Annotated in this window: 22 protein-coding genes and 2 pseudogenes; 11 read left to right on the top strand and 13 right to left on the bottom strand. The window is 56.3% G+C overall.

The window, feature by feature from the left end; all coding sequences use genetic code 11:
- Positions 1-22: 22 nt before the first annotated feature.
- From hrpB to AA098_RS27865, 9 genes are all read right to left on the bottom strand, one after another.
- Positions 23-2,557 (bottom strand): ATP-dependent helicase HrpB, encoded by a 2,535-nt coding sequence (hrpB, locus tag AA098_RS03330; RefSeq protein WP_012274333.1) that lies wholly within the window; start codon positions 2,555-2,557, stop codon positions 23-25.
- A 98-nt stretch (positions 2,558-2,655) separates the two neighbouring features.
- Positions 2,656-3,078 (bottom strand): hypothetical protein, encoded by a 423-nt coding sequence (locus tag AA098_RS03325; RefSeq protein ID WP_012274334.1) that lies wholly within the window; start codon positions 3,076-3,078, stop codon positions 2,656-2,658.
- A gap of 51 nt (positions 3,079-3,129) precedes the next feature.
- Positions 3,130-3,417 carry a hypothetical protein gene (locus AA098_RS03320; protein ID WP_041166598.1) on the bottom strand — a complete coding sequence of 96 codons (288 nt, stop codon included), beginning with the start codon at positions 3,415-3,417 and terminating at the stop codon, positions 3,130-3,132.
- 310 nt (positions 3,418-3,727) lie between these two features.
- A complete protein-coding gene (locus tag AA098_RS03315) occupies positions 3,728-3,982 on the bottom strand; it encodes a hypothetical protein (RefSeq protein WP_012274337.1) in 255 nt (84 codons plus the stop codon).
- A gap of 578 nt (positions 3,983-4,560) precedes the next feature.
- Positions 4,561-5,829 (bottom strand): Qat anti-phage system QueC-like protein QatC, encoded by a 1,269-nt coding sequence (qatC, locus tag AA098_RS03310; protein ID WP_012274338.1) that lies wholly within the window; start codon positions 5,827-5,829, stop codon positions 4,561-4,563.
- A complete protein-coding gene (gene qatB / locus AA098_RS03305; protein WP_223296391.1) occupies positions 5,826-6,527 on the bottom strand; it encodes a Qat anti-phage system associated protein QatB in 702 nt (233 codons plus the stop codon). Before qatB ends, qatC begins: the two co-directional genes overlap by 4 nt.
- Before the next feature lie 214 nt (positions 6,528-6,741).
- Positions 6,742-8,613: a P-loop NTPase fold protein gene (locus tag AA098_RS03300; RefSeq protein ID WP_012274340.1), complete on the bottom strand. Its 1,872-nt coding sequence runs from the start codon at positions 8,611-8,613 to the stop codon at positions 6,742-6,744.
- A gap of 169 nt (positions 8,614-8,782) precedes the next feature.
- Complete coding sequence (locus AA098_RS03295; RefSeq protein WP_041166599.1) at positions 8,783-10,447, bottom strand: hypothetical protein; 1,665 nt, start codon at positions 10,445-10,447, stop codon at positions 8,783-8,785.
- Positions 10,448-10,485: 38 nt separating this feature from the next.
- A protein-coding gene (locus tag AA098_RS27865) for an IS5 family transposase (protein WP_156747500.1) occupies positions 10,486-11,339 on the bottom strand; the annotation gives its coding sequence in 2 pieces (ribosomal slippage) (positions 10,486-10,983 and positions 10,986-11,339; 852 coding nt in all).
- A gap of 262 nt (positions 11,340-11,601) precedes the next feature.
- Here AA098_RS27865 and AA098_RS03280 point away from each other — a divergent pair.
- The 7 genes and pseudogenes from AA098_RS03280 (at position 11,602) to AA098_RS27860 (ending at position 18,609) form a co-directional block, all read left to right on the top strand.
- Positions 11,602-12,582, top strand: coding sequence for an IS5-like element ISPa41 family transposase (locus AA098_RS03280; protein ID WP_012274346.1), 981 nt, complete (start codon positions 11,602-11,604; stop codon positions 12,580-12,582).
- Positions 12,583-12,746: 164 nt separating this feature from the next.
- Positions 12,747-13,133: pseudogene (locus AA098_RS03275) on the top strand (PAS domain-containing protein); the annotation flags it as partial.
- Positions 13,134-13,188: 55 nt separating this feature from the next.
- Positions 13,189-14,217, top strand: a complete 1,029-nt coding sequence (locus AA098_RS03270) for an IS30-like element ISPsp7 family transposase (RefSeq protein WP_011911495.1) — start codon at positions 13,189-13,191, stop codon at positions 14,215-14,217.
- A gap of 92 nt (positions 14,218-14,309) precedes the next feature.
- Entirely contained in the window at positions 14,310-15,428 is a 1,119-nt protein-coding gene (locus AA098_RS03265; protein ID WP_371914701.1) for a methyl-accepting chemotaxis protein, read from the top strand.
- A 36-nt stretch (positions 15,429-15,464) separates the two neighbouring features.
- Positions 15,465-17,171 (top strand): bifunctional diguanylate cyclase/phosphodiesterase, encoded by a 1,707-nt coding sequence (locus tag AA098_RS03260; protein ID WP_012274345.1) that lies wholly within the window; start codon positions 15,465-15,467, stop codon positions 17,169-17,171.
- 234 nt (positions 17,172-17,405) lie between these two features.
- Positions 17,406-17,675, top strand: coding sequence for a hypothetical protein (locus AA098_RS03255; protein ID WP_012274344.1), 270 nt, complete (start codon positions 17,406-17,408; stop codon positions 17,673-17,675).
- Positions 17,676-17,755: 80 nt separating this feature from the next.
- Positions 17,756-18,609, top strand: a protein-coding gene (locus tag AA098_RS27860) for an IS5 family transposase (protein ID WP_085985448.1) whose coding sequence is annotated in 2 segments (ribosomal slippage) — positions 17,756-18,109 and positions 18,112-18,609 — 852 coding nt in all. Because the reading frame shifts where the segments join, the coding sequence is not laid out codon by codon here.
- Between the two features lie 266 nt (positions 18,610-18,875).
- Here AA098_RS27860 and AA098_RS27855 read toward each other — a convergent pair.
- Positions 18,876-19,268: pseudogene (locus AA098_RS27855) on the bottom strand (DEAD/DEAH box helicase); the annotation flags it as partial.
- Between the two features lie 115 nt (positions 19,269-19,383).
- Between AA098_RS27855 and AA098_RS03235 the strand changes: the two are divergent.
- Both AA098_RS03235 and AA098_RS03230 read left to right on the top strand, forming a co-directional pair.
- Positions 19,384-19,803, top strand: coding sequence for a hypothetical protein (locus AA098_RS03235; RefSeq protein ID WP_003249801.1), 420 nt, complete (start codon positions 19,384-19,386; stop codon positions 19,801-19,803).
- Positions 19,804-19,825: 22 nt separating this feature from the next.
- Complete coding sequence (locus AA098_RS03230) at positions 19,826-20,698, top strand: cation diffusion facilitator family transporter (protein WP_003249799.1); 873 nt, start codon at positions 19,826-19,828, stop codon at positions 20,696-20,698.
- Between the two features lie 277 nt (positions 20,699-20,975).
- Here the strand turns inward: AA098_RS03230 and AA098_RS03225 are convergent, their stop codons facing one another.
- Complete coding sequence (locus tag AA098_RS03225) at positions 20,976-21,812, bottom strand: DUF6515 family protein (RefSeq protein WP_004576861.1); 837 nt, start codon at positions 21,810-21,812, stop codon at positions 20,976-20,978.
- Between the two features lie 395 nt (positions 21,813-22,207).
- Between AA098_RS03225 and AA098_RS03220 the strand changes: the two genes are divergently transcribed.
- Complete coding sequence (locus tag AA098_RS03220) at positions 22,208-22,684, top strand: Lrp/AsnC family transcriptional regulator (RefSeq protein WP_003249795.1); 477 nt, start codon at positions 22,208-22,210, stop codon at positions 22,682-22,684.
- Between the two features lie 54 nt (positions 22,685-22,738).
- Complete coding sequence (locus AA098_RS03215) at positions 22,739-22,942, top strand: DUF2788 domain-containing protein (RefSeq protein ID WP_003249787.1); 204 nt, start codon at positions 22,739-22,741, stop codon at positions 22,940-22,942.
- A gap of 120 nt (positions 22,943-23,062) precedes the next feature.
- Here AA098_RS03215 and AA098_RS03210 read toward each other — a convergent pair whose 3' ends face one another.
- Both AA098_RS03210 and amn read right to left on the bottom strand, forming a co-directional pair.
- On the bottom strand, positions 23,063-23,695 hold the full coding sequence (locus tag AA098_RS03210; protein ID WP_003249785.1) for a pseudouridine synthase: 633 nt from the start codon (positions 23,693-23,695) through the stop codon (positions 23,063-23,065).
- 6 nt (positions 23,696-23,701) lie between these two features.
- Positions 23,702-25,165: an AMP nucleosidase gene (gene amn / locus AA098_RS03205; RefSeq protein WP_003249782.1), complete on the bottom strand. Its 1,464-nt coding sequence runs from the start codon at positions 25,163-25,165 to the stop codon at positions 23,702-23,704.
- Between the last annotated feature and the right edge of the window lie 66 nt (positions 25,166-25,231).

Here is a 25,231-nt window from a genome sequence, read left to right as displayed (position 1 = left end):
ACATCGTCCTTGCCTAGACGGATCAAGTTCCCCTAGGTTTAGCTCGCGATGTTGCTTCAGCTACCAATGGATCATCGGGCCAAAAATGCTTTGGGTATCTACCCTTCAAATCCTTTTTCACCTCGGCGTAGGTTGAAGCCCAAAAGTTCGCCAAATCCTGAGTTACCTGCACTGGACGACGCGCCGGGGACAGAAGATGCAGCTTGAGTACCTGTCGCCCATTTGCGATGCGTGGCGTGTCAGCTTGCCCGAACAGCTCCTGCAGTCTCACTGCGAGAACCGGCGGACGCTCACTGTAGTCGATTCGAATATTCGACCCGGACGGTACCGAAACCGTCTGGGGCGCCTGCGCATCCAACTGCTGCGGAAGTGGCCACGGCAGCAGGTTGCGGATAATAGAGGACAGATCGAGCTGACCAAAATGACTAAGCCGCGTGACCTTACCGACATAGGGGCCGAGCCAATCCTCAAGCGACACTAGCAAGGCTTCATCACGAAGATCGGGCCACTCGCTCTGCTTACCCGACTCTTCATCCAACAGGCGCAGCAGCTCCACCCTCGCCTGCCACTGACGCAATTCAGGTGTCCAGGACAAAAGCTGCAGACCCTTCCGGCGAACGCAGTTGAGCAAAGCCTGAACGCGCGCTTCATCGCTTAGGTCGGACAATGGCGCGCGAGACAGAATCAACTCCCCTACTTTCACTTGTCGCTCAGCGCGGAGTGCCCCCTCCCGCTCATCCCAATCAAGTTCATCCACCTGGGTGACCTGGTCTTTCAAGACAGTATCAAACAAGGCTTCGTCCAAGTCGGAGGCGAGGTAGATCCGCTCTTCGCGTTGGCCTTGCCTGCTACCCAAGTCGGCGATCACCAGCCATGAATGCTTCATCAGTGCATCAGCTTCGGTGAACATCGCTGCTCGACCGTTCGCCAAGCGATACTCAGCCCCACCCGCTCGACGTTGCTGTGCGACGCGATCTGGGTACGCCAAGGCAAGTAGGCAGCCGACCCACTTCGGGTCGTCTGAATCAGCGACTGGTTGCGATGCTGGGCCACGCAAATATGAGCGGTACTGCTTAGCCAATTGCTTCGCCCGCTGCGCGACCCCCTGCTCATTGCGCTGAGCACGTTGCTCACCAGACAAGATGGCCAAACGGCTGTGAAGGTCTGCCCCACCACCACGCTGAATATCCCTCTCACCGAGCAGGGCTGCGATGTTGCAGGCAGTCTCAGCCAGGCCCAGCTCATGACCTCTCAGCAGGAGGTGAGCGATTCGAGGGTGGCTTGGCAGCTCGGCCATCGCTTGGCCGTGCTTTGTCAGTTGCCCATCAGGCTGTAATGCGCCAAGGCGCCGAAGCAAGTAGTTGGCTTGGGAGTAAGCAGCTGCGGGCGGAGCATCAAGCCACTTTAGGTCGCCCGGCTGAACGCCCCATTTGGCCAGTTGAAGCGCCAAGCCAGTGAGGTCAGCCTGCTGAATTTCAGGCGAGCTGAAAGAAGCCATTTGGTCATGCTGCGTCTCAGACCAGAGTCGATAGCACATACCGGGCTCGACTCGACCTGCCCGACCTGCTCGTTGAGTTGCACTAGCCTTTGAAATTCGCTGAGTATCGAGTCGCGTCATCCCACTACGAGGATCGAAGCGTGGAACCCGCTCAAGGCCGGCATCGATCACGACCCGCACACCGTCGATGGTGACACTGGTCTCAGCGATGTTTGTGGCCAGCACAACCTTCCGCTTTCCTGCCGGCGCCGGATCAATCGCAGCCCGCTGCTGATTTAGATCGAGTTCACCATGAAGGGGGCAAAGAAGAACGTCACGCTGAAGTGATGGTGACTGGGTCAAAGCATCTTCCAGGCCTGTCATGACTCGACGGATCTCGGCTTGACCAGGGAGGAAAACAAGCAAGCTACCAGTCTGATCAGCAAGTGCTTCAAGGCACGCACTGATGACTCGCGGCTCGATGTATTCTCCAGGTTGCTGAGGTTTTCCCCAGACTGTCGAGACAGGGAACATGCGTCCTTCGCTCGTCACGATCGGTGCGTCATCCAGCAGGCGGGACAGCCTTTCACCTTCCAGCGTTGCCGACATCAGCAGCACCTTCAGCGGTGCATCGTCCCTGAAAAGCTCGCGACCATTGAGCGTCAGGGCCAAGGCGAGATCGGCATCTAGATTTCTCAGATGGAATTCGTCGAAGATCACCAAGCCAACACCTTCGAGCGAAGGATCGCTCTGCAGACGACGCGTCAGTATTCCTTCGGTCACCACCTCGATCCGCGTCTTCGGCCCAACTTTGCTGTCGAGGCGGATGCGATAGCCAACGGTCTCACCGACCTTCTCACCTAGCTCGTTCGCCATGCGCTCGGCAGCAGCTCGGGCTGCGAGCCGGCGAGGTTCCAACATGATGATCGTCTGCCCTTGGAGCCATGGTTCACTGAGCAAGGCAAGCGGGACGCGAGTCGTTTTACCGGCGCCAGGCGGTGCCTGGAGCACTACCTCATCTCGCTCTTGGAGGGCTTTCAGAAGGGCCGGCAACGCGGCGTTGATTGGCAACGAACTCATGTGTACTCCTGCGGCAGACGCGCAGTATACAAAGGTTCGTCAGGTGACGGATCTGTGTAGCGGATAGCTGGCCAAACCGGGCCGCTACCCGCCATTCTTCAGTTGCTGAAGAGACCTTTAGCCAGATCCAAAATCCCGCCCGAAACGAACAGACTAATAATGATCTGCTTGTGCTCGGCGAAGAAGCTCCACTCAGTCAGCCCACAGCCAACCCCGAGGAGAATGCTCGTCATGAGCACAAATCGCCACGTGGGAGCGAAAATTTTGATGAGGTTTGCGAGCTGAGTGTGCTCGATAAACTCATCAACATGCTTATTGTAGGCACGCCCTAGGATGACCGCAGTCACAAGCAGCACCCCGGCCAACCCCAAAGCTAGCCACTGAGTTAGCGGAACAAAAAACAGCGCGCCGCTTCCTACAAAAAGCCATTTTCCAAGCGTGGCCAGCTTCTGGCTGTAATCCTTCGCGACCTGGTCAAACCACCAAGGCATACGCGGATCGAAAAACGGTGCATCCAACATGCGCTTCCCCATAGATCTCATGACTATCGTGAAAGGTACTGGCTAGCAGACCTACCAGCGCAGATCAGCCTTGACCGCCTTATAGAGATCCGCTCGAGAAGTCATGGTGCTGAGTTGAGGTGCCTTGAGAGCTTCCTCTGCCGCACGGATATTTGCCGCTCCGGACTTGCCATGGTCATTCATCAATTTCTCGATGAAGTCAGCGACCTCATAGCCCTCGTCCTTGTCGACCTTAGCTCGGTCAAGTGGGCCGGCGTACGTCCCATCCCCTTTATCGCGCTTCCAGGTGTATTTGTACTTCTCCTGCTGCAAATCCAAATGCTTCACCGTTACTGCCATGTCCTGTCTCCTAGGCTTCGAGATTTTTACGCGCAGCAAACCGCTGCATAAACACCAAGGGACGACACTCCCAAACAAGGAGCGTCGACCCTGGCCAATGGTTAGCTGGTATGGCAGAGCGAAGAGCAGAACCGGCAGCCATTGGACTGTGGGTACGTCACCCGAGCCTGACGAACAGCAGTCAAGCACGAGGTGTGCTCGCCCAAATCTTGGCGGTTGTAAATCGAAGGGAGGAAGGTGCAGCTACCCGTGTGCACTTCATGGTCGCCGTTGGCTTGCGCGTTTTTGTTCACGTAATAACGAGCCATGATTAGTTACCCCGCTCTTTGTTGGACTGAGCGAGCACCGAGGCTGCCAACGTTTTGGTAGTAGAGCTGTACTTGTCGCTTTCCAACACGCGACCAGCTACCGCTTCCATCTCAGCACTGGTCTGCTTACCAGAGGACGACTGGGACATGGCAGATGCTGCGAGCTTCTTCTGAATCGCAGAAGAGTTCGAGTCGCGCAGGGTTTCAGATGCCAGGGTGGCAACCATCGGGGACGTTTCTTTCGTATTTTTAGACATAGCAGGGAGTACTCCACAGTCTTGAATCGAGATTCAGGCGGGAGCACGTTGAGCAGAAACCTCTGGTAGAGCGTTGACACCCTCCCCTGGTTATCTCTAAATGCGCATCCCACCGCTTTCATGAGCGGTATCGGGTGGCAGGTTCATGCGTTGTGTCTGCAAACGTTGCGCATGTGCCTGCTAGTTTTTTCGATTCCACCTTAGCCGCCGAAACCCAAGATATAGTGGCCTCGTTACGACTTGGCTACAAGATAAGGGGCTATTTCGAGACGCGCAAGTTGATGGAGTGTGGATAACTTGTGCGCAAACTGTGTCTTGGATCCCATTTTTGTACTGTACGCATGCACAGCCCGCATGGGACAAGGGTTTCAGGGTTGCACTCCCGTTTTATCTTGTTACAAATATCCTTTTTCTTTATCCAACTGCCCCATTTCCCGGCACTAAGCGACGCAATCTGGTAGGATTTTGCGCCGATGCAGCGTGCGCATTTCTAGAGGGCGCCCCTCTCGGGCAAGTCGACACCCAATCCCCCGAGGCGTCGACTGGCACTGCATTTTACTGGGGTAGCGATGAAGCATTCAGCTGAGCTTGTACGCTTGGTGTAAACGGCCAAGCTCGTCCAATCCTCTGGCAAGCATCGCACTGTAACCAGCTCGATCCTGGATAAAGGGCGAGAACAGACTATGCCCCAGCCAGTGCTCGAATCCCTCGTGGGCAACATTGGCTAAAGCCATGCCGACAGACCGGACGTCCTCAAACTTCCCATGCTGCAAATCATCCAAGCTCAGGTTGTCGTAGACGTACCGCGTGTCGTCGCGTATCGCAGCCCACTGTTTGAAAGAGGCGCGCCGCACCTGACACGGCACACACCGCCCGCAGTGCTTGTACCCGAATCGCTGGAATCGTCCGCAGCTGGTTGAAGCCACAGCATGCTCTTTGAGCAACTCCTGGTTTCGGCATGCAGCGAGCATTTCACCCTTAGTCATCAAGGCATAGGGATTTCGAATCTGCACATTGATGCCAGCAGCATCGAGGATCTTTTGAAGCCGCCCAAGGTATTCAGGGTGAGCTGTACGAGTGCTCAGGCTACCGAGCCTGGACATCGTCAATGGAGGGTTGATTGCAATGAAGCCGTTCTCACAGATGTAGAGCGGCACAGTCTGGCCCCGGTGATAACGGTCAAGCGACGTCCCCACCGCCAAGCCAAACGCCAAGAAAATTATCGAACGAGCACGCTGCGATGGCTCCTGCTGGCCGGGTGATTTCGTGACATGGTTAAGGCCAAGTCGCTCCAAGCCCAAACTCTTGGCGAAGCGATCCTGCTTTTCTCCATCCCCCCTGACGATCTGGCTCACCGCATAGGGCTTCACACCTTGCTCCACCAAATCGATAGCACCGATCAAGCTGTCCAAGCCACCCGACAGAAGTACGACAGAGTCTTCGCTAGGATGCAGAGCCTGCAGCTGCGCAGGTGGCCCGAATCCACCCGCATGGAATGTGAGCGTCCAACGATCCGTGGTGAGAAAGCGCAAAGCTCCTTCAAGCGCTCGAGCTTGAGTGTTCCAGAACACCGGATCTTGAACGGCAATCTCTAGATCAATCACACGCGTCCAAGCATCAGCGCTTTTTGCACGGAGAGCAGTGAAGTCTGCTGCGACTACCGCAAGCGCAATGCTCAGGAAATCCCAAGCTCGGGGATCAATCTCCAAGTGGGCTTTCTCAAGAAGCTCGCGAGCATACCCTCCGACACTCACCTGCCCTTTTTCTGCCTTGCCGTAGATGACCACCTGCATCGCATCATCGACACCCGGCACCCTGAAGTCGGCTGGGCCGCATACGAACTTCATTCTACGTACCCCTCAAACACTTCAAAGGTGTCCTGCAATGCCTGGCTGACCACCTGCGAAATCCGGCCCGTTGTAAGCCGCGCCCCAGTTGCCGCAATCTTACGGAACGACGCAGAGACACACTCTTTGATGTAGTCCTTGATTTCCTTCAAGCGGCGTACAGCCACGGTTGCCGACTTAGCCTTCTCTTGAATGGTTTTACCGAGGTCGAGCTCATATCGATGGAACACATCCATCGCTGTATAACGCTCGATCACAAATGCTCGCTGCTCCGTCGAAAGGTTGAGCAGGTCAGCATCCGGATAACGCACGAGAACATCAGAAAGGGAGCCGCGAATGGATGCTCGCTCAGCTTCTGCATCTTGAGTACCGTCTACCGGACGCACCGCCTCAACTAGCGCATCCATCACCTCCGAAGGTGAACGCCCTTGCCACATAGCGGGATCGAGCACACCTGGTGCGGCCTGGTTGGCAGCATCAGCAACGGATTCAAGTGCAGCAGCCAGAGCGCCGGCGACCGAAGCAGTACCGCCGAATCGCGCAGTGGTTGTTTTAGATCCACCGTAGCCCTGACGCACATAGTCGCGAAGGCTTTTGCGCAGGCTACGTCGATCACCATTACTCGCATAGTCACCTAGACCACGGCGTGCACCACCAAATCGCCCGGGTGGCGCTATTGGCTGCGGTGCTTGCGGCACCTGCCGTGGTTCATCAGTACCCTCTTTTCCATCGTCAGCTGCCTCCTGATCTGGATCAGGAGGGCCTTCATCTGGAGGGCCGCACTCCGGATCGGTCGGATCTAACGGCTCGGGAGGAGCAGGCGGCTGAGGCGGCACCGGAGGCAATGGAGGCAATGGAGGCAATGGAGGCGTCCAAGGTGGTACGTATGGCGTGCCCTTCCCAGGCCCGTCGTTATTTTGTGACGTTCCCATTCAACTTCCTTATCGCAGTTTTTACCGGCATGCCGACGTCGGCACTCAGCCAGAAATCGCAGACCGATTTCGCCCATGCTTCATCGCTCAATTTAGGCACGATACCGGCCTGAATCTGCGCAGGTGGACGCTCCTTCAAAAATGCAGCCAGCCGAAGCCCTTGTTGCGCATCAAGCCTTCCAACAACCAGCATCGCTTCAAGAATGTCTGGCACACCCCATTCCTGTTCTCCACCTGCTTTGTCCAGCAAGCGATCCATAACAACGTTGATCTCAACAGGTGCAAGGGCTCCCAGACGCTCTTTCAACTGAGGCGCCATCTCAGGCATCTCAAGCAGAGCGGTCAAAAGCTCCGCTGCTTCGGAGGACAGTCGATCCTCATCAGTAATGATCGGCGCATGTTCACGGCTCACGTAGATCGCGCCACGAAGATCTTTGTCTGCCAAAGCGGGAGGCAGAGCTAACCACTCCTTCACAAAGGGCTGATCCCAAGGCTGAGACAGAGCTAGGTTTTTGCCTTTGTCTATATGGTCTTCCCAGTCTCGAAGCATGGCCGGCTTCCCGTGTTTGTCGGTAGCCACTGCCTTCATCAGCTCTTCGTAGGCCTTCGGATTACCGCTGCGCTCGAACAGCATCAGCTTCACCAGCACCGCTTCATCCACTCCTACGCCTTGGGCACGAGAGATGCTCATGCGGATGGCCAGCGCGTTGAGGAAGCGCTTGATGAGTCGCGGGTTGCCTTGAATACCTGAGGCAGAAGTCATGACTGCTGCCAAGCGCTCGGCAGTGTCGAATTTGCCAACTAGTTCGGAGGGGTAGTCTTTGTACAAGCCCTGCATGAAGGCTCGATCCACGCGATTGCCCTGCCAGGTCGTACGGAGCTGGCTGCGTACTTTCAGCCGGATATCCTCGAGCACCTCTTTCGGCAACGCACTGTTCTCAAGGAACAGCATCATCATGTACGCCCTCACCTCCTGGGTACCCAGTGGAGGAACACGAATGGGCACCTGGATCAGCTTGTCGAAGTAGCTGGTGACCAGGAAATCATCCGGTACGCCACTGAAGTGCTTACGCACCGCGTGCTTGATCATCTCGTTATCGGCAGCGATCACAAACGCCGTGTTGCGCAGGAACAGGAAGAGGCGGATAGCTTCAAGTGTGGAAATCGTGGTCTCGGGAAGGCAACGATCCAGATCATCTATGAGCACCACGAGCGTGACGCCCAACTCGTCGAGGATGTCTTCAAAGTTATCCCTGAGGGCTTGGATCTCTTTCGGAGGGGACTTCCTCGGAGGTGCGCTACGGAACAACTTTTCCGCCTCACCTTTCGCCTGTTCGACGGAGTCGTGCGCCGCCTCAATCGCGTCTTGATCGACCCCGCCAGAACGGACTCGGTCGTATACTCCTACTACATCGCGTATCAAGCCAGGCGCTGGAATGCCTGTGGCGAGGGATACAATGCCATTACCGGCAAGCTTGGCGACACGCAGCCAATTCACCCGCGCGGCGAGATCAGCAACTTTTTCCAAACCTTTTCTACGGGCCTTTGCTTCAGCTTCCAGTTGCGATGCGATCACGTCCATCAGCGCTGCGCGTGCATCGTCATAGCCTTGGTACAGCCAGGCATTGAACTCAACGAACACGAAGTCTTTGGCCGGTTTTTCACCTGGCTCGGGAGGGTTTTTTAAGGAGGCCTGGATCAGCTTGATCATCGACGACTTGCCGGCGCCCCAGGCACCAGAGACGCCGATGGAAATCGGACGGCCGTTCGCTGAGTAGATGATCTCAGCGACCGTGTCTGCTACCCCTGAGAAATTGAGGAAGTCAGTATCCGTCTCGTTATCAACCCACATGGCAACCCTCCCTGGAAGTCTTGGCGTGAAGCAGCGTCGGCCAATAGTAGCCGTGGCGCTTGGCAACTTGCCACTACAACCCGCACTACCTTCGTCGGAGGTGATCGCTAGCGTAGGATCGCCTAGCACGCTTGAAGCCGAACCAGACTATTGGGATCTCGAGCTGAGGTCAGTCAGTTGTCGCCGCAGGCTCTGATGCCTCCCAGCTTTCCAGGACAACCCAGGAGTCATCCGGATGCAGTTGGATCAATATGTCCGTATCGGCGGTGGTTTGGATTTCCACCTTGGGGCTATCCCTTTCTTCGATATCACTAAAATATACGGTCTCTATGCTCGTATAAGAGCTTTCTATCCTGGGTGCCTTTATCACGGAACCAAGTAACCCAAAAACCAATGAATTTTGTTGCAAAAGCTTGATACTTGACGGAAAAGACTTCTTCTCCAAATCTCTAAATGAGTATCCCTCGTAGTAATCAAAGGCGCCTGTGCACAGCATCCCCGGCGATCTCTTTGTATAGATTGGCCCAGCCAAAAGCTTTACGTACTTCTTCAACTCAACATAGAGTTTGTAATCAAAATCAATTTCATTGAGCAGTATGGGCTGCCCACATTTTTCAGCGACTCTTCGCGCTACGTCTAAATAGAAAATTATCCACTGCAATTGCTCATGAAACTCATCAGACCCAGCACTCACTTTGGAATCGAACGCAGCAGCATTGCTACCCACCTCTAATTCAAAGACAAGCCTTCCACTGGCCATGTGTTTTGCAGCCTTCAGGAGGCGAGAGAATCGCGGCAACTCAAGGATATTTTTTCCAAGCCACGCCTCAACGTTGAATGTCAGATCGAATTTATGGTCTTGTCCTTCGTGAGAGCAATGAGCTTTAACTGCTATGAACCCTTCTAGAGCTGTACCCTCAAAAACGGTACGCGCCGTGCCTGTGGTGTAGTAACAGGTGAAGGACTCGATGAAGACTTCTTCTTCCTTGTCGGTACGCAAATAGAGATTTGCAACAATTGGCTTCCTCACTCTTCCGATGCTCAGGGCACCCTGATCATAGCGTTGGGATTTTTGCTGAATAGCCTCAAAAAGCTTCGATCCCTTGAGCGCAAAATGTTTGCCTGGAATTAGAAGCTCCCTACCCTCTTCGATGAAGGCTTTCTTAGCCTCCCAAAAACCTTCTATCTCATCTAGCCCTTGCAGCACCAATTGGATATCGACTTTATCTTGAGCCGCTTGAATTACATGTGTGTAGTCGTTACCTATTTTGTTAACCTCAATGGTAAAGCGCGGATCGAGGTCGCTCAGGCTCGATTCATACCCTCTGATCAATTCTGGGATCGGAGTTTCAAGTGGATCGGCAGACTGATTGACCCACCTTTGAAGCATCGACACCGACCCAGCGTCTACGGCTTTTTTGACCTCGTTCTCAGTGAAGCTCTTCTGGTTCAACTGTGAATTAGAGCGGGTTTCAGCGTTGCGCTTCCATTCGAGAAGGGTTTCGACGCTATGGGCCGAATTGTCAGCATCGATCAATTTTGAATGGGTCTGGCACATCCAAATCCCGTTACTGAAATGCCTGCGTTCATCTCTAGTTTGTTCAGCGTCAAAGCGGGGGCCGCCAGGGGCAGCAGCTTTGATGTGACATGCAACACCAACAGTTAAAGCGCCCTCCCCTGATGCTTTGGCGCCGTGTGTGTGCCTGTGGCATCCAGGATATGAACAGACGTTTCCCGCACTATCACGGAGCAGCCGCACTGTTCCATCAAGGAAGTCGTGACGCTTTGGAGTGGCCGCACCTTTCTTCTTCCCTTTGGCTTTGGGCTTGCTCATGCACTGTCCTGATGAGGGATTTTGATGTGCAGATGATGCTAGGCTTTGTACGAAAAGTATTGCCGCATGCAACGTAGGCTGCAGGCCAAGGTGACCATGGCTGCAAAGCTCTTGGCCAGCTTGTCATAGCGAGTGCCGATCCTGCGATTTTCTTTCAGCCAGCCAAACATCCGCTCAATGATGTTCCGTTGCCGGTATTTGGGCCGGTCAAACAGTCGGGGCAAGCCAGGTCGAGGTTTGCGCGGCATAGCGCGCAATGGGATTACCGGCTGTATTCGGTAACGGTCGCAGTACTGGCGCAGGTGCTCGGCATCGTATCCCTTGTCAGCCAGCAACCACCGGCTACGTTTACGCGGTCGTCCTGGCTTGCCAGCAATTCTTACAGCATCCAGCAGCGGCTGAGCGTGGGAGATATCACTGGCTTGTCCTGGTGAAAGCCTGAAATGCAATGGCACGCCATTGGCATCGCACACCATGTGAATCTTGGTGGTCAGACCGCCTCGACTGCGCCCGAAGGCATGGTCTAACGGTTCTTCAGGCCCCCCTTTTCCCCGGCGCCTGAAGAGGCTCGGGTTGCTCGTACTGCGGTGGAGTCGATCATCCAGGTGTCCAAGTCGATCAGTCCTTCCCGGTTCAGCCGAATATGCAGACGCTCCAGTACTCGCTCGAATGTGCCGTCGTCGCGCCAGTCACGAAAACGCTGATACACCGTTGACCAAGGCCCAAAGCGTTCAGGCAGGTCGCGCCAGGGAGCGCCCGAGCACAGGATCCACAGAATTCCGTGGAGAACCTGACGATCATCGTTGCGAGGACGGCCCATTTTCTGTTCTGGAGAAACCAAATCCTTGATCAGCTCCCATGACGCATCAGAAAGTTCGTAACGCCTTGCCATACGGGCCTCCAACCGGTCATGGCGGCAATTTTAGCCACAACGACTTTTCGTACAAAACCTAATTCGCACTGGCAGGGGGACTTCAACCGAAGTCACCAGTGTCAGATAATGGTTGCAGCTGAGAACCATGGCTTAGCGTACAAACATCTCAGTGCTCTGTGATTTCCCTTTATTTCGCATGACCCGTTAGTCACGCTTTAGGAATCTCCGAACAAGCCTTCAGTTATGCGAGAATCCCCGCAACACCTGATCCGAGCCGCCCATGAGCCAGATGAGCTTTTCCGACTTTGAGTACGCCGGCAAGCGCAAGCAAACCCGCCGAGAGCGCTTCCTCGCCGAAATGGATCAGGTGGTGCCCTGGGCAGGCCTGCTGGAGCTGATCGAACCGTTCTACCCCAAGGCCGGCGGCGGTAGAAAACCCTATCCTCTGGAAACCATGCTGCGCATCCATCTGTTGCAGAACTGGTTCTCCCTGAGCGACCCGGCCATGGAAGAAGCGCTCTACGAAATCACGCCCATGCGCCAGTTCGCACGCCTGATGCTGAGCGCGCCAATCCCCGAAGACACCACGATCATGAACTTCCGGCACTTGCTGGAGAAGCATCAGCTCGCACCGGCAATCCTTGCGGTCATCAATGGTTATCTGCAGGAAAAAGGCCTGTCGCTGCGCCAAGGCACCATCGTCGATGCCACCATTATTCATGCCCCCAGCTCGACCATAAATAAAGAAGGCAAGCGTGATCCCGAGATGCACCAGACCAAGAAAGGCGGTCAGTATTTCTTCGGGATGAAGGCGCACATCGGTGCCGATGTCGAGTCCGGCCTGGTGCATCACGTCCATGGCACCGCTGCCAATGTGGCCGATGTCACGCAGGTGGCTGAACTGCTGCATGGCGAAGAAAACGCCGTGTATGCAGATGCCGGTTACACCGGTGTCGAAAGGCTCGAAGAGCATGAAAATCGGGGGGTGATCTGGCAGATTGCAGCGCGTCGCAGCACCTATTCCAAGCTGAACCAGCGCAGCGTACTGTACAAAGCCAAGCGCAAGATCGAGTTCTGCAAGGCTCAGACACGGGCCAAGGTCGAGCATCCGTTTCGCGTGATCAAGCGGCAGTTTGGTTACGTGAAAGTACGTTTTCGTGGGCTGATGAAAAACACGGCTCAGTTGACCACGCTGTTCGCCCTGGCAAACCTGTGGAGGGTTCGAAAACAGCTCATGGGTATGGGTGAGGTTCGCGTTTAACACGGAGAACCGGTCGAAAAAGCTCTCCGTACATGATTTTTCGGTCACTTTTCGTCCAATGACGCTGTAGGTGCCTGGAAAATTGCAACTTGCCGCGGCTGCACGACAAGTTGATCGGAGCATCCCTTATGGCATAATGACATTATTGCTCATGGAGACTCATCTTGCGCTCGAACCTGCCTGTCACAACCGTTGAACAAATATTTCCAGTCCAGCAGCGATTGATCTCTGCTACGGATACGAATGGGAATATTTCCTATGTGAATGACGAGTTTATGAGAATAAGTGGCTATTCTCGTGAAGAGTTGTTGGGCAGTCCGCACAATTTGGTTCGTCATCCCGACATGCCTCCAGCTGTTTTCGGGCTGATGTGGGGCTATCTGAAGGCTGGCAAAAGCTGGATGGGTATCATCAAGAATCGCTGCAAGAATGGTGACTTCTATTGGGTCAGTGCGTATGTGACACCTATTCTCGAAGATGGCCGCTTAACAGGCTACGAGTCCGTTAGAGTCAAGCCGACTCGGGAGCAAATTGATCGCGCACAAAAGCTGGGCGGCGGCAAAAACTGAGTGCAACACCTGACCTTTCCGGTACGGTGCTGCCCCTATGTCTTATACCGAACTCAGCGTTGAAGAGCGCGCCACCATTCAAATCGGTCGTACCCAAGGCTTCAGCCTGCGCAGGATTGCCTGCTTGATCAACCGATCCCCTTCGACCATCAGCCGTGAGCTGCGCCGTAACCGAGGTGCTTGCGGTGGCTACTCGGCCCGTCTGGCTCAGCAGCAAATGCAGGCCCGCCGCCAGGTTTGTCGACCGATGCGAAAACTGTTGCCGGGTAGCGAGCGCTTCGAACTGGTGACCCATATGCTGCGTGAGCGTTTGTCTCCCGAGCAGATTGCCGGCAAGCTGCGCAGCATGAACATACCCAACCTGCGAGATGCCTACGTCTGTCGCGAGACGATCTACAACGCGATCTATGCCCTGCCAGTGGGTGAGCTGCGTAAGGAGCTGATCATCTGTCTGCGCCAAGGCAAGACGACGCGCCGGCCGCGCTCTGGTGGCGTGGATCGGCGCGGCCAGATCCCCGAGATGGTCAGTATTCATGTGCGCCCGCCGGAGATTGAAGACAGGCTGATGCCGGGGCATTGGGAAGGCGACCTCATCAAGGGTAAGGCCAACGCCTCGTCCGTCGGTACGCTGGTGGAACGCACCAGTGGCTACCTGATGTTGGTGAAGATGAACGACGCAACGGCGACTTCGGCGCTGGAAGGCTTCAGCGCCGCGCTCAATAGCATGCCGCTGGAGATGCGCAAGAGCATGACTTACGACCAGGGCCGGGAGATGGCGCGACACGCCGAGATCACCCAAAGAACCGGCGTGGCGATCTACTTCTGCGACCCGCACAGCCCCTGGCAGCGCGGCAGCAACGAAAACATCAACGGCCTGATTCGCCAGTACTTGCCCAAGGGCACAGACCTGTCGGTACATAGCCAGGAGGAGCTGGACGCCATTGCGCTGCAACTGAACATGCGACCGCGCAAGCGCTTCGACTTCAAATGCCCCATCGAGGTGATGGGAGAGGTCATGCAAAATGCCATGGCAATGCGGCATGATGCTCCGGTTTCAATTCAATAACCGTGTTGCACTCAGCTCCTGCAACCGCCCTGTATGACCGGTTGCGTGCAGGTAAAAATTCCATTCCCCAAAATCGTCATTATGCGGCATTCATGAGGAGGATGGTCTTACCTGCAACTGCGGCTGCGTTGGCAATAGGTGCGGCTAGCGTGCTGCCAAGCCTGGCAGCACAAGCGGTAACTGCCGTGCTCTTTCTCGTTACAGGATGGTGGTCCTATACGCGGCTGGAACATCAGTTGAGTCATATCATGAAATGCGCCCCTGACGCTTTTTCAGATCCGATTAGCGCCATCACTTACAGCGATACGTATGGCCCTTCAGCGCAGTTGGAAATGATATTGATTAGTGAGGATGCACGCCTTAAAACCGCACTGACTCGGCTAAGCGATCTGGCCAGCCAAGTGGCTGAAGCCGCTGCGCATTCCTCCTTACTCTCGAACCAAACTGAAAATGCCTTGCTGGTGCAGCGAGCGGAAACGGACATGACGGCAGCCGCCATGACGGAGATGGCGGCCTCAATCAACGAAGTGGCAGGGCATGTTCAAAGAACCGCCATGGAAGCGCAAGCAGCAAATGAACTGGCTGAACAAGGTGATAAAGTCGCCGGTACTTCCCGTGAGGCCATTCAGTTGCTGGCCAGTACCGTCACGAATATCAGCACTGCTGTGGATTACCTTGCCAATGAAACCCAGCAAATTATGGCTGCTGCGGGGGTGATTCAAGCCATTGCTGATCAAACCAACCTACTCGCTCTCAACGCTGCAATTGAAGCGGCTAGGGCTGGTGAGCAGGGTCGTGGTTTTGCGGTAGTAGCTGATGAAGTCCGGGCCTTGGCCGCTAAAACCCGCGTATCGACTCAACAAATTCAAAACGTCATTGAAACCCTTAAAAAAGGCGCAGATGAGGCTGTGAGCATTGCCAAACTCGGTATTCGCGAGGCCGACCACGGTGTACAGCAAGTTATAGAGGCGCAGTGTGCTCTCCAAGGCATTCGCGATGCTGTTGAACGGATCAGTGGTATGAGCCAGCAAATGGCAGCCGCTTCAGAAGAGCAGGCTAGTGTCGCTGAAGATATTGCTCGGCAGATTAATAACGTAGCGGGAACGGTTGAGAGAACAGCGAAGAATGCTAACTCCGCCGTGATTCGTGGCCGCGAACTTGAAAGTACATCCCGTGGTTTAAACTCGTTGGTTGAACGGTTCAACAGGTAGTGACCTTATGACTATTTTGGTGAATTAGGTTTATATATGAGTGCAAGATACCGTGCAGCGGTGGATGCGGCAGCTATTTTCTCGGAAACCGATAAATCCGGAATAATCACCTATGTCAATGAACAGTTCTGTGATATTTCTGGCTATAGCGCACAGGAGTTGATTGGGCAAAACCACCGCATACTAAACTCAGGGCAGCATCCCCCTGAGTTCTTTATTGATATGTGGAAAAAAGTTTCACGTGGGCAGGTATGGAAAGGTGAAATTTGCAACCGTAAAAAGGATGGCAGCCTGTATTGGGTAGAGAGCACCATTGTACCCATGTACGATGATGCCAGCCAGCGGGTGCAGAAATACGTTTCCATTCGTTTCGATGTGACCGAAAAGCGGAAGTTGCTGGAAACCTTGCAATGGCAGGCTGAGCACGACGAGCTGACGGGTCTTCCAAATCGTTTTTTGCTGTCCAAAGCGCTTGATCAGGCTATTGTCAAAGCAAAGAGCCAGTCCAGCACGGTTGCCGTGGGCGTGCTTGATCTCGATGGGTTTAAGCAGATTAACGACCGCTATGGCCACGAGATAGGTGATCGTCTGTTAGTGGCGGTGGCTGATCGCCTGAAACATAGTATGCGTATCGAAGATACCGTAGCCCGTTTGGGAGGCGATGAGTTCGTGCTGATTTCGGGTGTGCGGGATCCCAAGGTGTTGGAAAGCGCCCTGCAGAGGCTTTTAGCTGCCCTTTCCGCCGTCTACGTCATCGATGGCATAGGCATTAATATTTCCGCCAGTATCGGTGTGACGCTCTATCCAAACGATAATGAGAATGCCGATACACTGCTGCGTCATGCCGATCAGGCTATGTATAAGGCCAAACAAAGTGGCCGTAACTGTTTCTATTTGTTTGATGTATCAAAAGATAAGCTGATTAAATCAGCTTTTGATTCCGTAATACGGGTTCGCCAAGCGTTACATGATGGTGAGTTATGCTTGCATTATCAACCAAAAATAAGTTTGAGCAGTGGGGCAGTGATTGGTTTTGAAGCACTATTGCGTTGGCAGCATCCGCGAGATGGACTTATATTACCGCAGTATTTTATACCGTTGATTGAGCAGAGCGATCTGATCGTGGAGATCGGCGAGTGGGTCATAGATCAGGCGCTCAGTCAAATAGAACAATGGGCGGACTTGGGTCATTCGTGGTCTGTGAGTGTAAACATTGCAGCATTACATTTGAAAAAAGAAAACTTTGTAAAGTCCCTAAAGTTTTTGCTGGACAGCCACCCTAATGTTTTGCCGCAGATGTTGGATATTGAGATTACCGAATCAGTGGTGATAGAACACTTATCACATGTCACTCAGTGCCTCATTGCTTGCCAGGATCTGGGTGTGACATTTTCGTTGGACGACTTTGGAACCGGGTATTCATCGCTGAGCTACCTTAAACAACTGCCCACGCAGTCAATCAAGATAGACAAATCTTTTATACGCGACATACTCATCGATAAAGACAGCTTGGGGCTGACTAAGGCGATCATCGGCCTAGCGAAATCGTTTAACCGCGAGGTTATTGCTGAAGGGGTGGAAACGGTTGAGCACGGAGTGTTGCTGATGAACCTAGGTTGTGATGTAGCGCAAGGCTATGGTATTGCGAAACCCATGCCGGTAGAACAAGTGCCATCTTGGGTGGCGAAGTTTGTCCCTGCTCATTTATCTAGAGGGGTAATAGATAAACCGCACCGTCCATGAACTGATTGCGTCGTCGCAACCTAGTGGATTGAGCGGTTAATTCATTTATCCACCGGTAACGATATACTGTGCGTCCAATGCCATGGATTGGTTATGCGCATGGCTCGACCGACTTTCCCCATTCGCTCGAAATATATTTTTTATGATACACTATCCCAGCTGTTTTTTTCTGGAACAATGAAATAATTAATATTATCATAAGCAACAAATCGATAATAATAAAGAGGATCATATATGTCGGATCAAGAGTTAATACTAGAGCAACTCCGTAACGTGAATTATGATAAGTTAAGCAAACAAGATATCGTAACAATGCTAAATGCAGGGGAACAGACTCTAGAAAATATGGCAGCATCAAGAAAAACTGCCATTGATATAATAGCAGAGGCAATGAACCAAACAAAGAATACGCTTGAGGCACTTGATTATTCTGGAAAGGTAGAAGCTGAAATCAGGAAAAATCTCAGCATACTGAGAGAGCTACTGATGACTGGCGATCTATAGCCCCCTAGACTGGGCGAATTAGGTTTTGTACGAAAAGTCGTTGTGGCTAAAATTGCCGCCATGACCGGTTGGAGGCCCGTATGGCAAGGCGTTACGAACTTTCTGATGCGTCATGGGAGCTGATCAAGGATTTGGTTTCTCCAGAACAGAAAATGGGCCGTCCTCGCAACGATGATCGTCAGGTTCTCCACGGAATTCTGTGGATCCTGTGCTCGGGCGCTCCCTGGCGCGACCTGCCTGAACGCTTTGGGCCTTGGTCAACGGTGTATCAGCGTTTTCGTGACTGGCGCGACGACGGCACATTCGAGCGAGTACTGGAGCGTCTGCATATTCGGCTGAACCGGGAAGGACTGATCGACTTGGACACCTGGATGATCGACTCCACCGCAGTACGAGCAACCCGAGCCTCTTCAGGCGCCGGGGAAAAGGGGGGCCTGAAGAACCGTTAGACCATGCCTTCGGGCGCAGTCGAGGCGGTCTGACCACCAAGATTCACATGGTGTGCGATGCCAATGGCGTGCCATTGCATTTCAGGCTTTCACCAGGACAAGCCAGTGATGTCTCCCACGCTCAGCCGCTGCTGGATGCTGTAAGAATTGCTGGCAAGCCAGGACGACCGCGTAAACGTAGCCGGTGGTTGCTGGCTGACAAGGGATACGATGCCGAGCACCTGCGCCAGTACTGCGACCGTTACCGAATACAGCCGGTAATCCCATTGCGCGCTATGCCGCGCAAACCTCGACCTGGCTTGCCCCGACTGTTTGACCGGCCCAAATACCGGCAACGGAACATCATTGAGCGGATGTTTGGCTGGCTGAAAGAAAATCGCAGGATCGGCACTCGCTATGACAAGCTGGCCAAGAGCTTTGCAGCCATGGTCACCTTGGCCTGCAGCCTACGTTGCATGCGGCAATACTTTTCGTACAAAGCCTAGGAAATAGAAAGGAATGCGATGGCTGGAGGAGGTGCAGATGAGGCTGGGCGGTGTGGATGCTCGCTGGGGGGTAGGTCTGGTCGACGTAGGCAGGTGGGTTGGGGTTGAGATCGTGGCACATACCGGCGGTGGGATCTGGGATCGCACCGGGCTTGCTGAAGGAAGGGAAAAGAGGATGGGGGCCCTAGGGATATGTCCTGGATGGAGCTCCAATGGAGGGAGAGAAATGCCCTGCATTTTGACAAGAAAGCAGGTTTTTTCGGTGAAAGTGACAAAACGTGATATTCGTCGAAAATCAGCAGGCCCACCCCTTCCAGCGCCGGGTCGGCTTGCAGGCGGCGTGTGAGGATGCCTTCGGTCACCACTTCAATACGGGTTTTCGGGCCGACCTTGCTGTCCAGACGGATGCGGTAACCCACCGTTTCCCCAACCTGCTCGCCCAGCTCACTGGCCAGCCGTTCGGCCGCTGCCCGCGCAGCCAGGCGCCGTGGCTCGAGCATGAGGATGCTCTGCCCGGCCAGCCACGGTTCGTGCAGCAGCGCCAGTGGCACGCGGGTGGTCTTGCCAGCGCCAGGCGGCGCTTCAAGCACCACTTCGTCACGCTTTTCCAGAGCCTGGCGCAGGGCGGGCAAGGCAGCATCAATGGGTAATGAAATCATGGTGGTCCTCGAACAGTCTCGCGAGTATAACGGCGAACCCAGCCTGCTCTATCATGGTCTTAGCATCAGGCGCAGGCGCTTCGCTTGCCCTGCTGAATACTTTTCGGAGATTTACATGCGTATCTCGACCCGCGTCATCGGTGGCGCCCTCATCGCCACCCTGCTGACCCAACTGACGGCCTGCGGCACCATTTTCTACCCGGACCGGCGCGGCCAAATCGGCGGCAAGATCGACCCTGTGGTTGCCGCCATGGATGCCATTGGCATCCTGTTCTATGTAATCCCGGGGCTGATTGCCTTCGGTATCGACTTTGCCACCGGCGCCATCTACTACCCAGGTGGCCGCACTGCCCAGGTTGACCCGGCCAAACTGCAAGAAGCCGTCAGCCCGGATGGCAAGGTCGACAACCTGAAGCTGCAAGCCATTCTGGAAAGCGAACTGGGCCAGCGCCTGCCGCTGAACGACCCACGGCTGATCCAGCACCGCGGCAGCATCGAACAACTGGCCAGTATGGGCCTGGTACCGGCAGCCTGAGCCACACGGACACTGACCACGGATGATCACTACTCCGGCTGAACACCAGCGCCTGCTCCGCCTGGCCACGCGTGCGTCATTGGCGGTGGCCAGCATCTTGGTGCTGAGCAAGGCGCTCGCCTGGTGGCTGAGCGGTTCGGTGAGCCTGCTGGCCGGGCTGACTGACTCGGCACTGGACGCCGTGGCCTCGTTCCTCAACCTGCTGGCGGTGCACTACGCCCTGCGCCCGGCAGACGACGATCACCGGTTCGGCCATGGCAAGGCCGAGGCCTTGGCCGGTATGGCGCAGGCGCTGTTCATCGGTGGCAGTGCGGTGCTGATCGGGGTGCAGGCGGTCGAGCGCCTGTCCACCCCGCAACCGCTGGGTGATACCTCAATTGGAATCGCGGTGATGCTGCTGTCGCTGGTGCTGACGGTCGCCCTGCTGGCGCTGCAGTACAAGGTCATCCGGCTCACCGGCTCTACTGCGGTACGGGCAGATTCCCTGCACTACCGTTCTGACTTGTTGCTCAACGGCAGCATTCTGCTGGCCCTGTTGCTGGCGCGTTTTGGCTGGCCGCAGCTGGATGCGCTGTTCGGCCTTGGCATCGCCTTTTACATCCTTTGGAGCGCGCTGCAAATTGCCCGCGAAAGTACGGCGATCCTGATGGACAAAGCGTTACCCGGCGACGTTGGCGAGGACATGGCCGCGCTGGTGCTGGCCGTTGCAGGCGTGAAAGGCGTGCATGACCTGCGCACGCGCGTGTCGGGCAACCAGTGGTTTGTGCAACTGCACCTGGAGCTGCCGGGGCAACTGCCGCTGCATGAGGCGCACAGCTTGTGCGTGGAGGCCTCGCGGGTGATCCGCCAGCGTTACCCACAGGCGGACGTGATGGTGCACGCCGACCCGGTATGAGGTAACCCCCCATGCCCCACCGATTACGCAATCCCTTGTAGGCGCGGGTTCATCGCGAAAGGGCCGGGGCTGCTGGCCAATTTCCACCTGCCGATCACCGTTGCCGCCGCTACCGTATTCGCGGGTTTACCCGCGCCTACACGCGCACAGGCCGTTGTAGGAGCGGGTTCACCCGCGAATGGGCCGGGCCTGCTGGCCAATTTCCACCCGCCGATCAACGTTGCCGCCGCTACCGTATTCGCGGGTAAACCCGCGCCTACACAGTTCCGTGCAGGGTTCAGTTGATGCTGTAACCCCGACCACTGAAGCAAGCCCCCAGCGCCCGCTGGTAGTGGCTGAGCACAGTTGCCGCCGGTGCGTACGTCGCCGTCGCCGGGTCGAAGCCTGACTGGCTCACCGCCCAGCGATGGCACTGGTAGCGGTCCTGCTCCTGCTGTTCCTGACCCTGGCCATACATCGGATAGGCCACCACGTCATACCCACCATTTGCCGGGGCCACCGGCACGGGCGACGGCACGCCGACCGGCGGATTGACCACCACATATTCCTGGCTGTCTGCCAGGTACTGGTAATAGGTATCGGCCACCAGAAAGAACAGCGCGCCCCCCAACCACACTTCCCGCGCATAAGGCGGCAGGTAATTGACCCGCACGCCGTACGGCGGGGTCACCACGATGTAACTGCCCCCGTGCGGGCGGTACCAGTAACCCCCGGAGTAGAAATAGTCAGCGCCCCGGTAGGGTACTTTCCAGTAGCGGTCAGAAAAATGGTCCACCGTGTGCCCCGGGCGATACTGCGGCCCAGGCCCCCAGCCATTGCCGTGGCCATCCGGGCGCCCGTGCCAGTCGCCACCGGGCCGTTGCCCCGGGCCACCGGCTTGCCAGTGGTGATCATCACCGTGGCGGCGGGGAATGTCCTGGTAATACCCCTGGCGCGGCGGTTGGGTCTGGCGCACTTCGTCGCGCGAGTTGAGCGAGCGCCCCGGCCCACCCTCACCTTGCACCTGCTGGCCACGTTCACCGGGCCCTTCGCCGGGCCCTTCAGCCAAGGCCCCAAGGCTGATGCTCAAACCCAGCAAACCAACACCTGCCAACTGCCAGATGCGCGACGTCATGGTGTTCCTCTCGGTAGAAAAAACTGCAACCAACGCCAGTCTACCGCGCCCACCACACAGGCCAATTAAAATTCCCGACATGAAAAAAGGGAGGCCACAGGGCCTCCCTTCAGGAATTGTCGTCCGTGCTCGGCACTTGTGGCGCCGGCTCACCTCACACCGTCTTCTGGAAGGTGTGTAGCCCGGGGGCCTGCAGATCCTGTTGGATGGCTGGCCGCAACCGCCCGCCTAGGGCGCGTCGCCGTGGACTGATGTCCGGGCAGTGATTCTGGTGATAAAGATACCGGACGGGTTGCGACAGAGGATTGCGAAGATTGCTCAGATAAATAGCACTTGCGCAATTTTTCACCCTGGATTGATAATTCGCAGCAATCCGAACAGAAAAGGCAAATGCCATGAGCAAACTTGACCGCTACGACCTGAGCATCCTCGCCGAATTGCAGCGCGATGCGCGCATTTCCAACCAGGAATTGGCCGAACGCATCGGCCTGTCGCCATCGCCATGCTCGCGTCGGGTCAAGCAACTGGAGGATGACGGCTACATTTCGCGCCAGGTGGCCCTGCTCGACCGCAAGAAGCTGGGCCTGAGCCTGACCGCCTATGTGTTGATAGGCATGGACCGCCACACCCCGGAGCGCTTTGAAACATTCGAGGCCGCCATCCGCAACCTGCCACAGGTGCTCGAGTGCAGCCTGGTCACCGGTATGGATGCCGACTATCAGTTGAAAGTGGTGGTGCCGGACATGGACCACTACCAGAAACTGCTTCTAGGCAGCCTGACGCGTATTGAAGGCGTCACCAGCGTGCGCTCGAGCTTCGTGCTCAACCAGGTGTTGGCCAGCACCGAGCTGCCATTGACCCACCTGCGTTAAATGCTCACGCCAGCCGGCGTATAATCGGACGTTCAACCCGCCTGGAGAACATCGATGGATCCCGCCGTATTCGAAGAATGGATGATGATCATCCTGGTCACCGTGTTGATCGGGTTCATGGGCTTCATCGTCTGGGACCTGGCGAAAAAGTCCAAGGCAGGCAAGTTCGGCACGCTGATCCTGTTCTTCGTGCTGGGCCTGGGAGTGCTGGCCTTCATCATCAAAAGCGTGGTGGTGGGGTTTCTGGAAGGCGTATAAAACATTTCAGGGCCATTCGCGGGCGTGCCCGCTCCCCCAAGATTTGGCGCTGCCCTCAAGTACTGCGCCGTCCCTGTGGGAGCGGGCGTGCCCGCGAACAGGCCCCTGACCTGACCTGAACTAAAGCTTGGCAGGGACCTCCCGCCAGCAACCCTGCTCCAGCCCATCCAGCGCCCAGTCACCAATGCGCACGCGCACCAGGCGCAAGGTCGGCAGCCCCACCGCCGCCGTCATACGCCGCACCTGGCGGTTACGCCCTTCGCGAATCACCAGCTCCAGCCAGCTGGTCGGCACACTTTTGCGAAACCGTACCGGCGGGTTGCGCGGCCACAGTTCGGGTTCTTCCAGGCGCCGCGCCTCAGCCGGCAAGGTCGGCCCATCATTCAGCGCCACACCATCGCGCAAACGCTGCAACTGCTCGTCACTCGGTTCGCCTTCTACCTGGACCCAGTAGGTCTTGGCCAGCTTGTGCTTCGGGTCGGCAATCCGCGCCTGCAACCCGCCATCGTTGGTCAGCAACAGCAAGCCTTCACTGTCACGGTCCAGCCGCCCGGCCGGGTATACGCCCGGGATGTCGATGAAGTCCTTGAGCGTCGCGCGCCCTTCACCGTCGCTGAACTGGGTCAGCACGTCGAACGGTTTGTTGAACAGGATCAGGCGAGGCTCGGCAGGTGGCGCCTTGGCCTGGCGACGCGGGCCGGCGGCAGGCCGCGCCTGGGGGCGGCGCGGCTTGTTACGGGGTGGCAGTGACATGAATCCTCAGCGGAACGGCGGCTCATCGAAGCTGCGCAGTTTACGCGAGTGCAGCGAGTTCAGCTCGGTGCGCAGCAGGTCGAGGGCAGCAATGCCGATCTTCAGGTGCTGGCTGACCGCTCGGTTGTAGAAGGCGTTGGCCGAACCTGGCAGTTTGATCTCGCTGTGCAGCGGCTTGTCGGACACACACAGCAAGGTGCCGTAAGGCACGCGCAAACGGTAGCCCTGGGCAGCAATGGTGCCGCTTTCCATGTCCACCGCCACGGCACGCGACAGGTTGATCAGCGGGCGTTCCTGGGCCCAGCGCAACTCCCAGTTGCGGTCGTCGTAGGTCAGCACGGTGCCGGTGCGCAGGCGCTTTTTCAACTGCTCGCCACGCTCGCCAGTGACCTGTGCGGCAGCCTCCTGCAAGGCCATCTGCACTTCGGCCAGGGCCGGGATCGGGATATTCGGCGGCACGACCCGGTCGAGAATGCCGTCACGGCGCATGTAGGCGTGTGCCAGCACGTAGTCGCCGATGGTCTGCGACTGCCGCAGGCCGCCGCAGTGGCCGATCATCAGCCAGCAATGCGGGCGCAGCACGGCCAGGTGATCGGTGATGTTCTTGGCGTTGGACGGGCCGACACCAATGTTGACCAAGGTAACGCCATTGCCGTCGGCGGCGATCAGGTGGTAGGCCGGCATCTGGAAGCGGTGCCAGACCACGCTGGCCACCAGAGCCTGGGTTTCGCCATGGTCCATGCCCTTTTCGATCACGACGTTGCCCGGCAGCACCATACGCACGAAGCGCGAGTCGTCACGCAGCTGTTCCAGGCCATGGCTGATGAACTGGTCGACATAGCGGTGGTAGTTGGTCAGCAGGATCCAAGGCTGTACATGGCGCCAGTCGCTGCCGGTGTAGTGCACCAGGCGGCGCAGCGAGAAGTCGACCCGTGCGGCATCGAACAATGCCAGTGGCATGATTTCAGCGTGGTCCCAGTCGTACAGGCCATCAGCGATGTTGTCGGTGGCCGCCGACAGGTCGGTGCTGGGGAACACCCGCGCCAACTGCGCAGCGGTAATGCCGCTGCCAGCCAATTCGTCGCCCTGGTCGACCACATAGGGATAAGGGATGTTCTGCTCGCTGACGCCGACTTCTACCGTAACGGTGTAGTCATGCATCAGCGGGCGCAGTTGCTCCAGCAGGTAGCCACGGAATGCAGCGGGCTGGGTGACGGTGACGCTGTAGGTGCCGGCAACCTGGACCTTGGCATAAGCGCGGGTGGTGGCGGCGACTTCGCCATGGCTGTAGTAGGTCAGGCGCAGTGCCGGGTAGCGGAACAGGTCGCGCTCATCGGTATCGGGCTCGGTACGGTCCTTCAGGTAACGCTTCAGGGCCTGACTCAGGGCACCTGTGGCCTGTTCATGCAAGGCCGCCAGACGGTCGACGGCCTGTTCTGGGGTATCAACGACTACAAAAGCGTGGCTCACACTGTGCTTCCTGTCTGGACATGCATGTGATCCATCTTGCCTGCCTTCTTGGTTAAATACACCCCC

The organism is Pseudomonas sp. JY-Q, from assembly GCF_001655295.1.
GTDB classification, from domain to species: domain Bacteria; phylum Pseudomonadota; class Gammaproteobacteria; order Pseudomonadales; family Pseudomonadaceae; genus Aquipseudomonas; species Aquipseudomonas alloputida.
Note: the sequence above shows the minus strand (reverse complement) of the source record. Positions and strands in the feature narration are given on the sequence as shown.

Excerpts from the sequence above, each read along its gene's own strand:
- AA098_RS03225 (WP_004576861.1), bottom strand. The coding sequence starts at position 21,812 with ATGACGTCGCGCATCTGGCAGTTGGCAGGTGTTGGTTTGCTGGGTTTG.
- AA098_RS03320 (WP_041166598.1), bottom strand. The coding sequence starts at position 3,417 with ATGGCAGTAACGGTGAAGCATTTGGATTTGCAGCAGGAGAAGTACAAA.
- AA098_RS03235 (WP_003249801.1), top strand. The coding sequence starts at position 19,384 with ATGCGTATCTCGACCCGCGTCATCGGTGGCGCCCTCATCGCCACCCTG.
- AA098_RS03315 (WP_012274337.1), bottom strand. The coding sequence starts at position 3,982 with ATGTCTAAAAATACGAAAGAAACGTCCCCGATGGTTGCCACCCTGGCA.
- hrpB (WP_012274333.1), bottom strand. The coding sequence starts at position 2,557 with ATGAGTTCGTTGCCAATCAACGCCGCGTTGCCGGCCCTTCTGAAAGCC.
- AA098_RS03230 (WP_003249799.1), top strand. The coding sequence starts at position 19,826 with ATGATCACTACTCCGGCTGAACACCAGCGCCTGCTCCGCCTGGCCACG.
- AA098_RS03215 (WP_003249787.1), top strand. The coding sequence starts at position 22,739 with ATGGATCCCGCCGTATTCGAAGAATGGATGATGATCATCCTGGTCACC.
- AA098_RS03210 (WP_003249785.1), bottom strand. The coding sequence starts at position 23,695 with ATGTCACTGCCACCCCGTAACAAGCCGCGCCGCCCCCAGGCGCGGCCT.
- AA098_RS03255 (WP_012274344.1), top strand. The coding sequence starts at position 17,406 with ATGTCGGATCAAGAGTTAATACTAGAGCAACTCCGTAACGTGAATTAT.
- AA098_RS03295 (WP_041166599.1), bottom strand. The coding sequence starts at position 10,447 with ATGAGCAAGCCCAAAGCCAAAGGGAAGAAGAAAGGTGCGGCCACTCCA.
- AA098_RS03220 (WP_003249795.1), top strand. The coding sequence starts at position 22,208 with ATGAGCAAACTTGACCGCTACGACCTGAGCATCCTCGCCGAATTGCAG.
- AA098_RS03280 (WP_012274346.1), top strand. The coding sequence starts at position 11,602 with ATGAGCCAGATGAGCTTTTCCGACTTTGAGTACGCCGGCAAGCGCAAG.
- AA098_RS03260 (WP_012274345.1), top strand. The coding sequence starts at position 15,465 with ATGAGTGCAAGATACCGTGCAGCGGTGGATGCGGCAGCTATTTTCTCG.
- AA098_RS03270 (WP_011911495.1), top strand. The coding sequence starts at position 13,189 with ATGTCTTATACCGAACTCAGCGTTGAAGAGCGCGCCACCATTCAAATC.
- AA098_RS03325 (WP_012274334.1), bottom strand. The coding sequence starts at position 3,078 with ATGTTGGATGCACCGTTTTTCGATCCGCGTATGCCTTGGTGGTTTGAC.
- qatC (WP_012274338.1), bottom strand. The coding sequence starts at position 5,829 with ATGAAGTTCGTATGCGGCCCAGCCGACTTCAGGGTGCCGGGTGTCGAT.
- AA098_RS03300 (WP_012274340.1), bottom strand. The coding sequence starts at position 8,613 with ATGTGGGTTGATAACGAGACGGATACTGACTTCCTCAATTTCTCAGGG.
- AA098_RS03265 (WP_371914701.1), top strand. The coding sequence starts at position 14,310 with ATGAGGAGGATGGTCTTACCTGCAACTGCGGCTGCGTTGGCAATAGGT.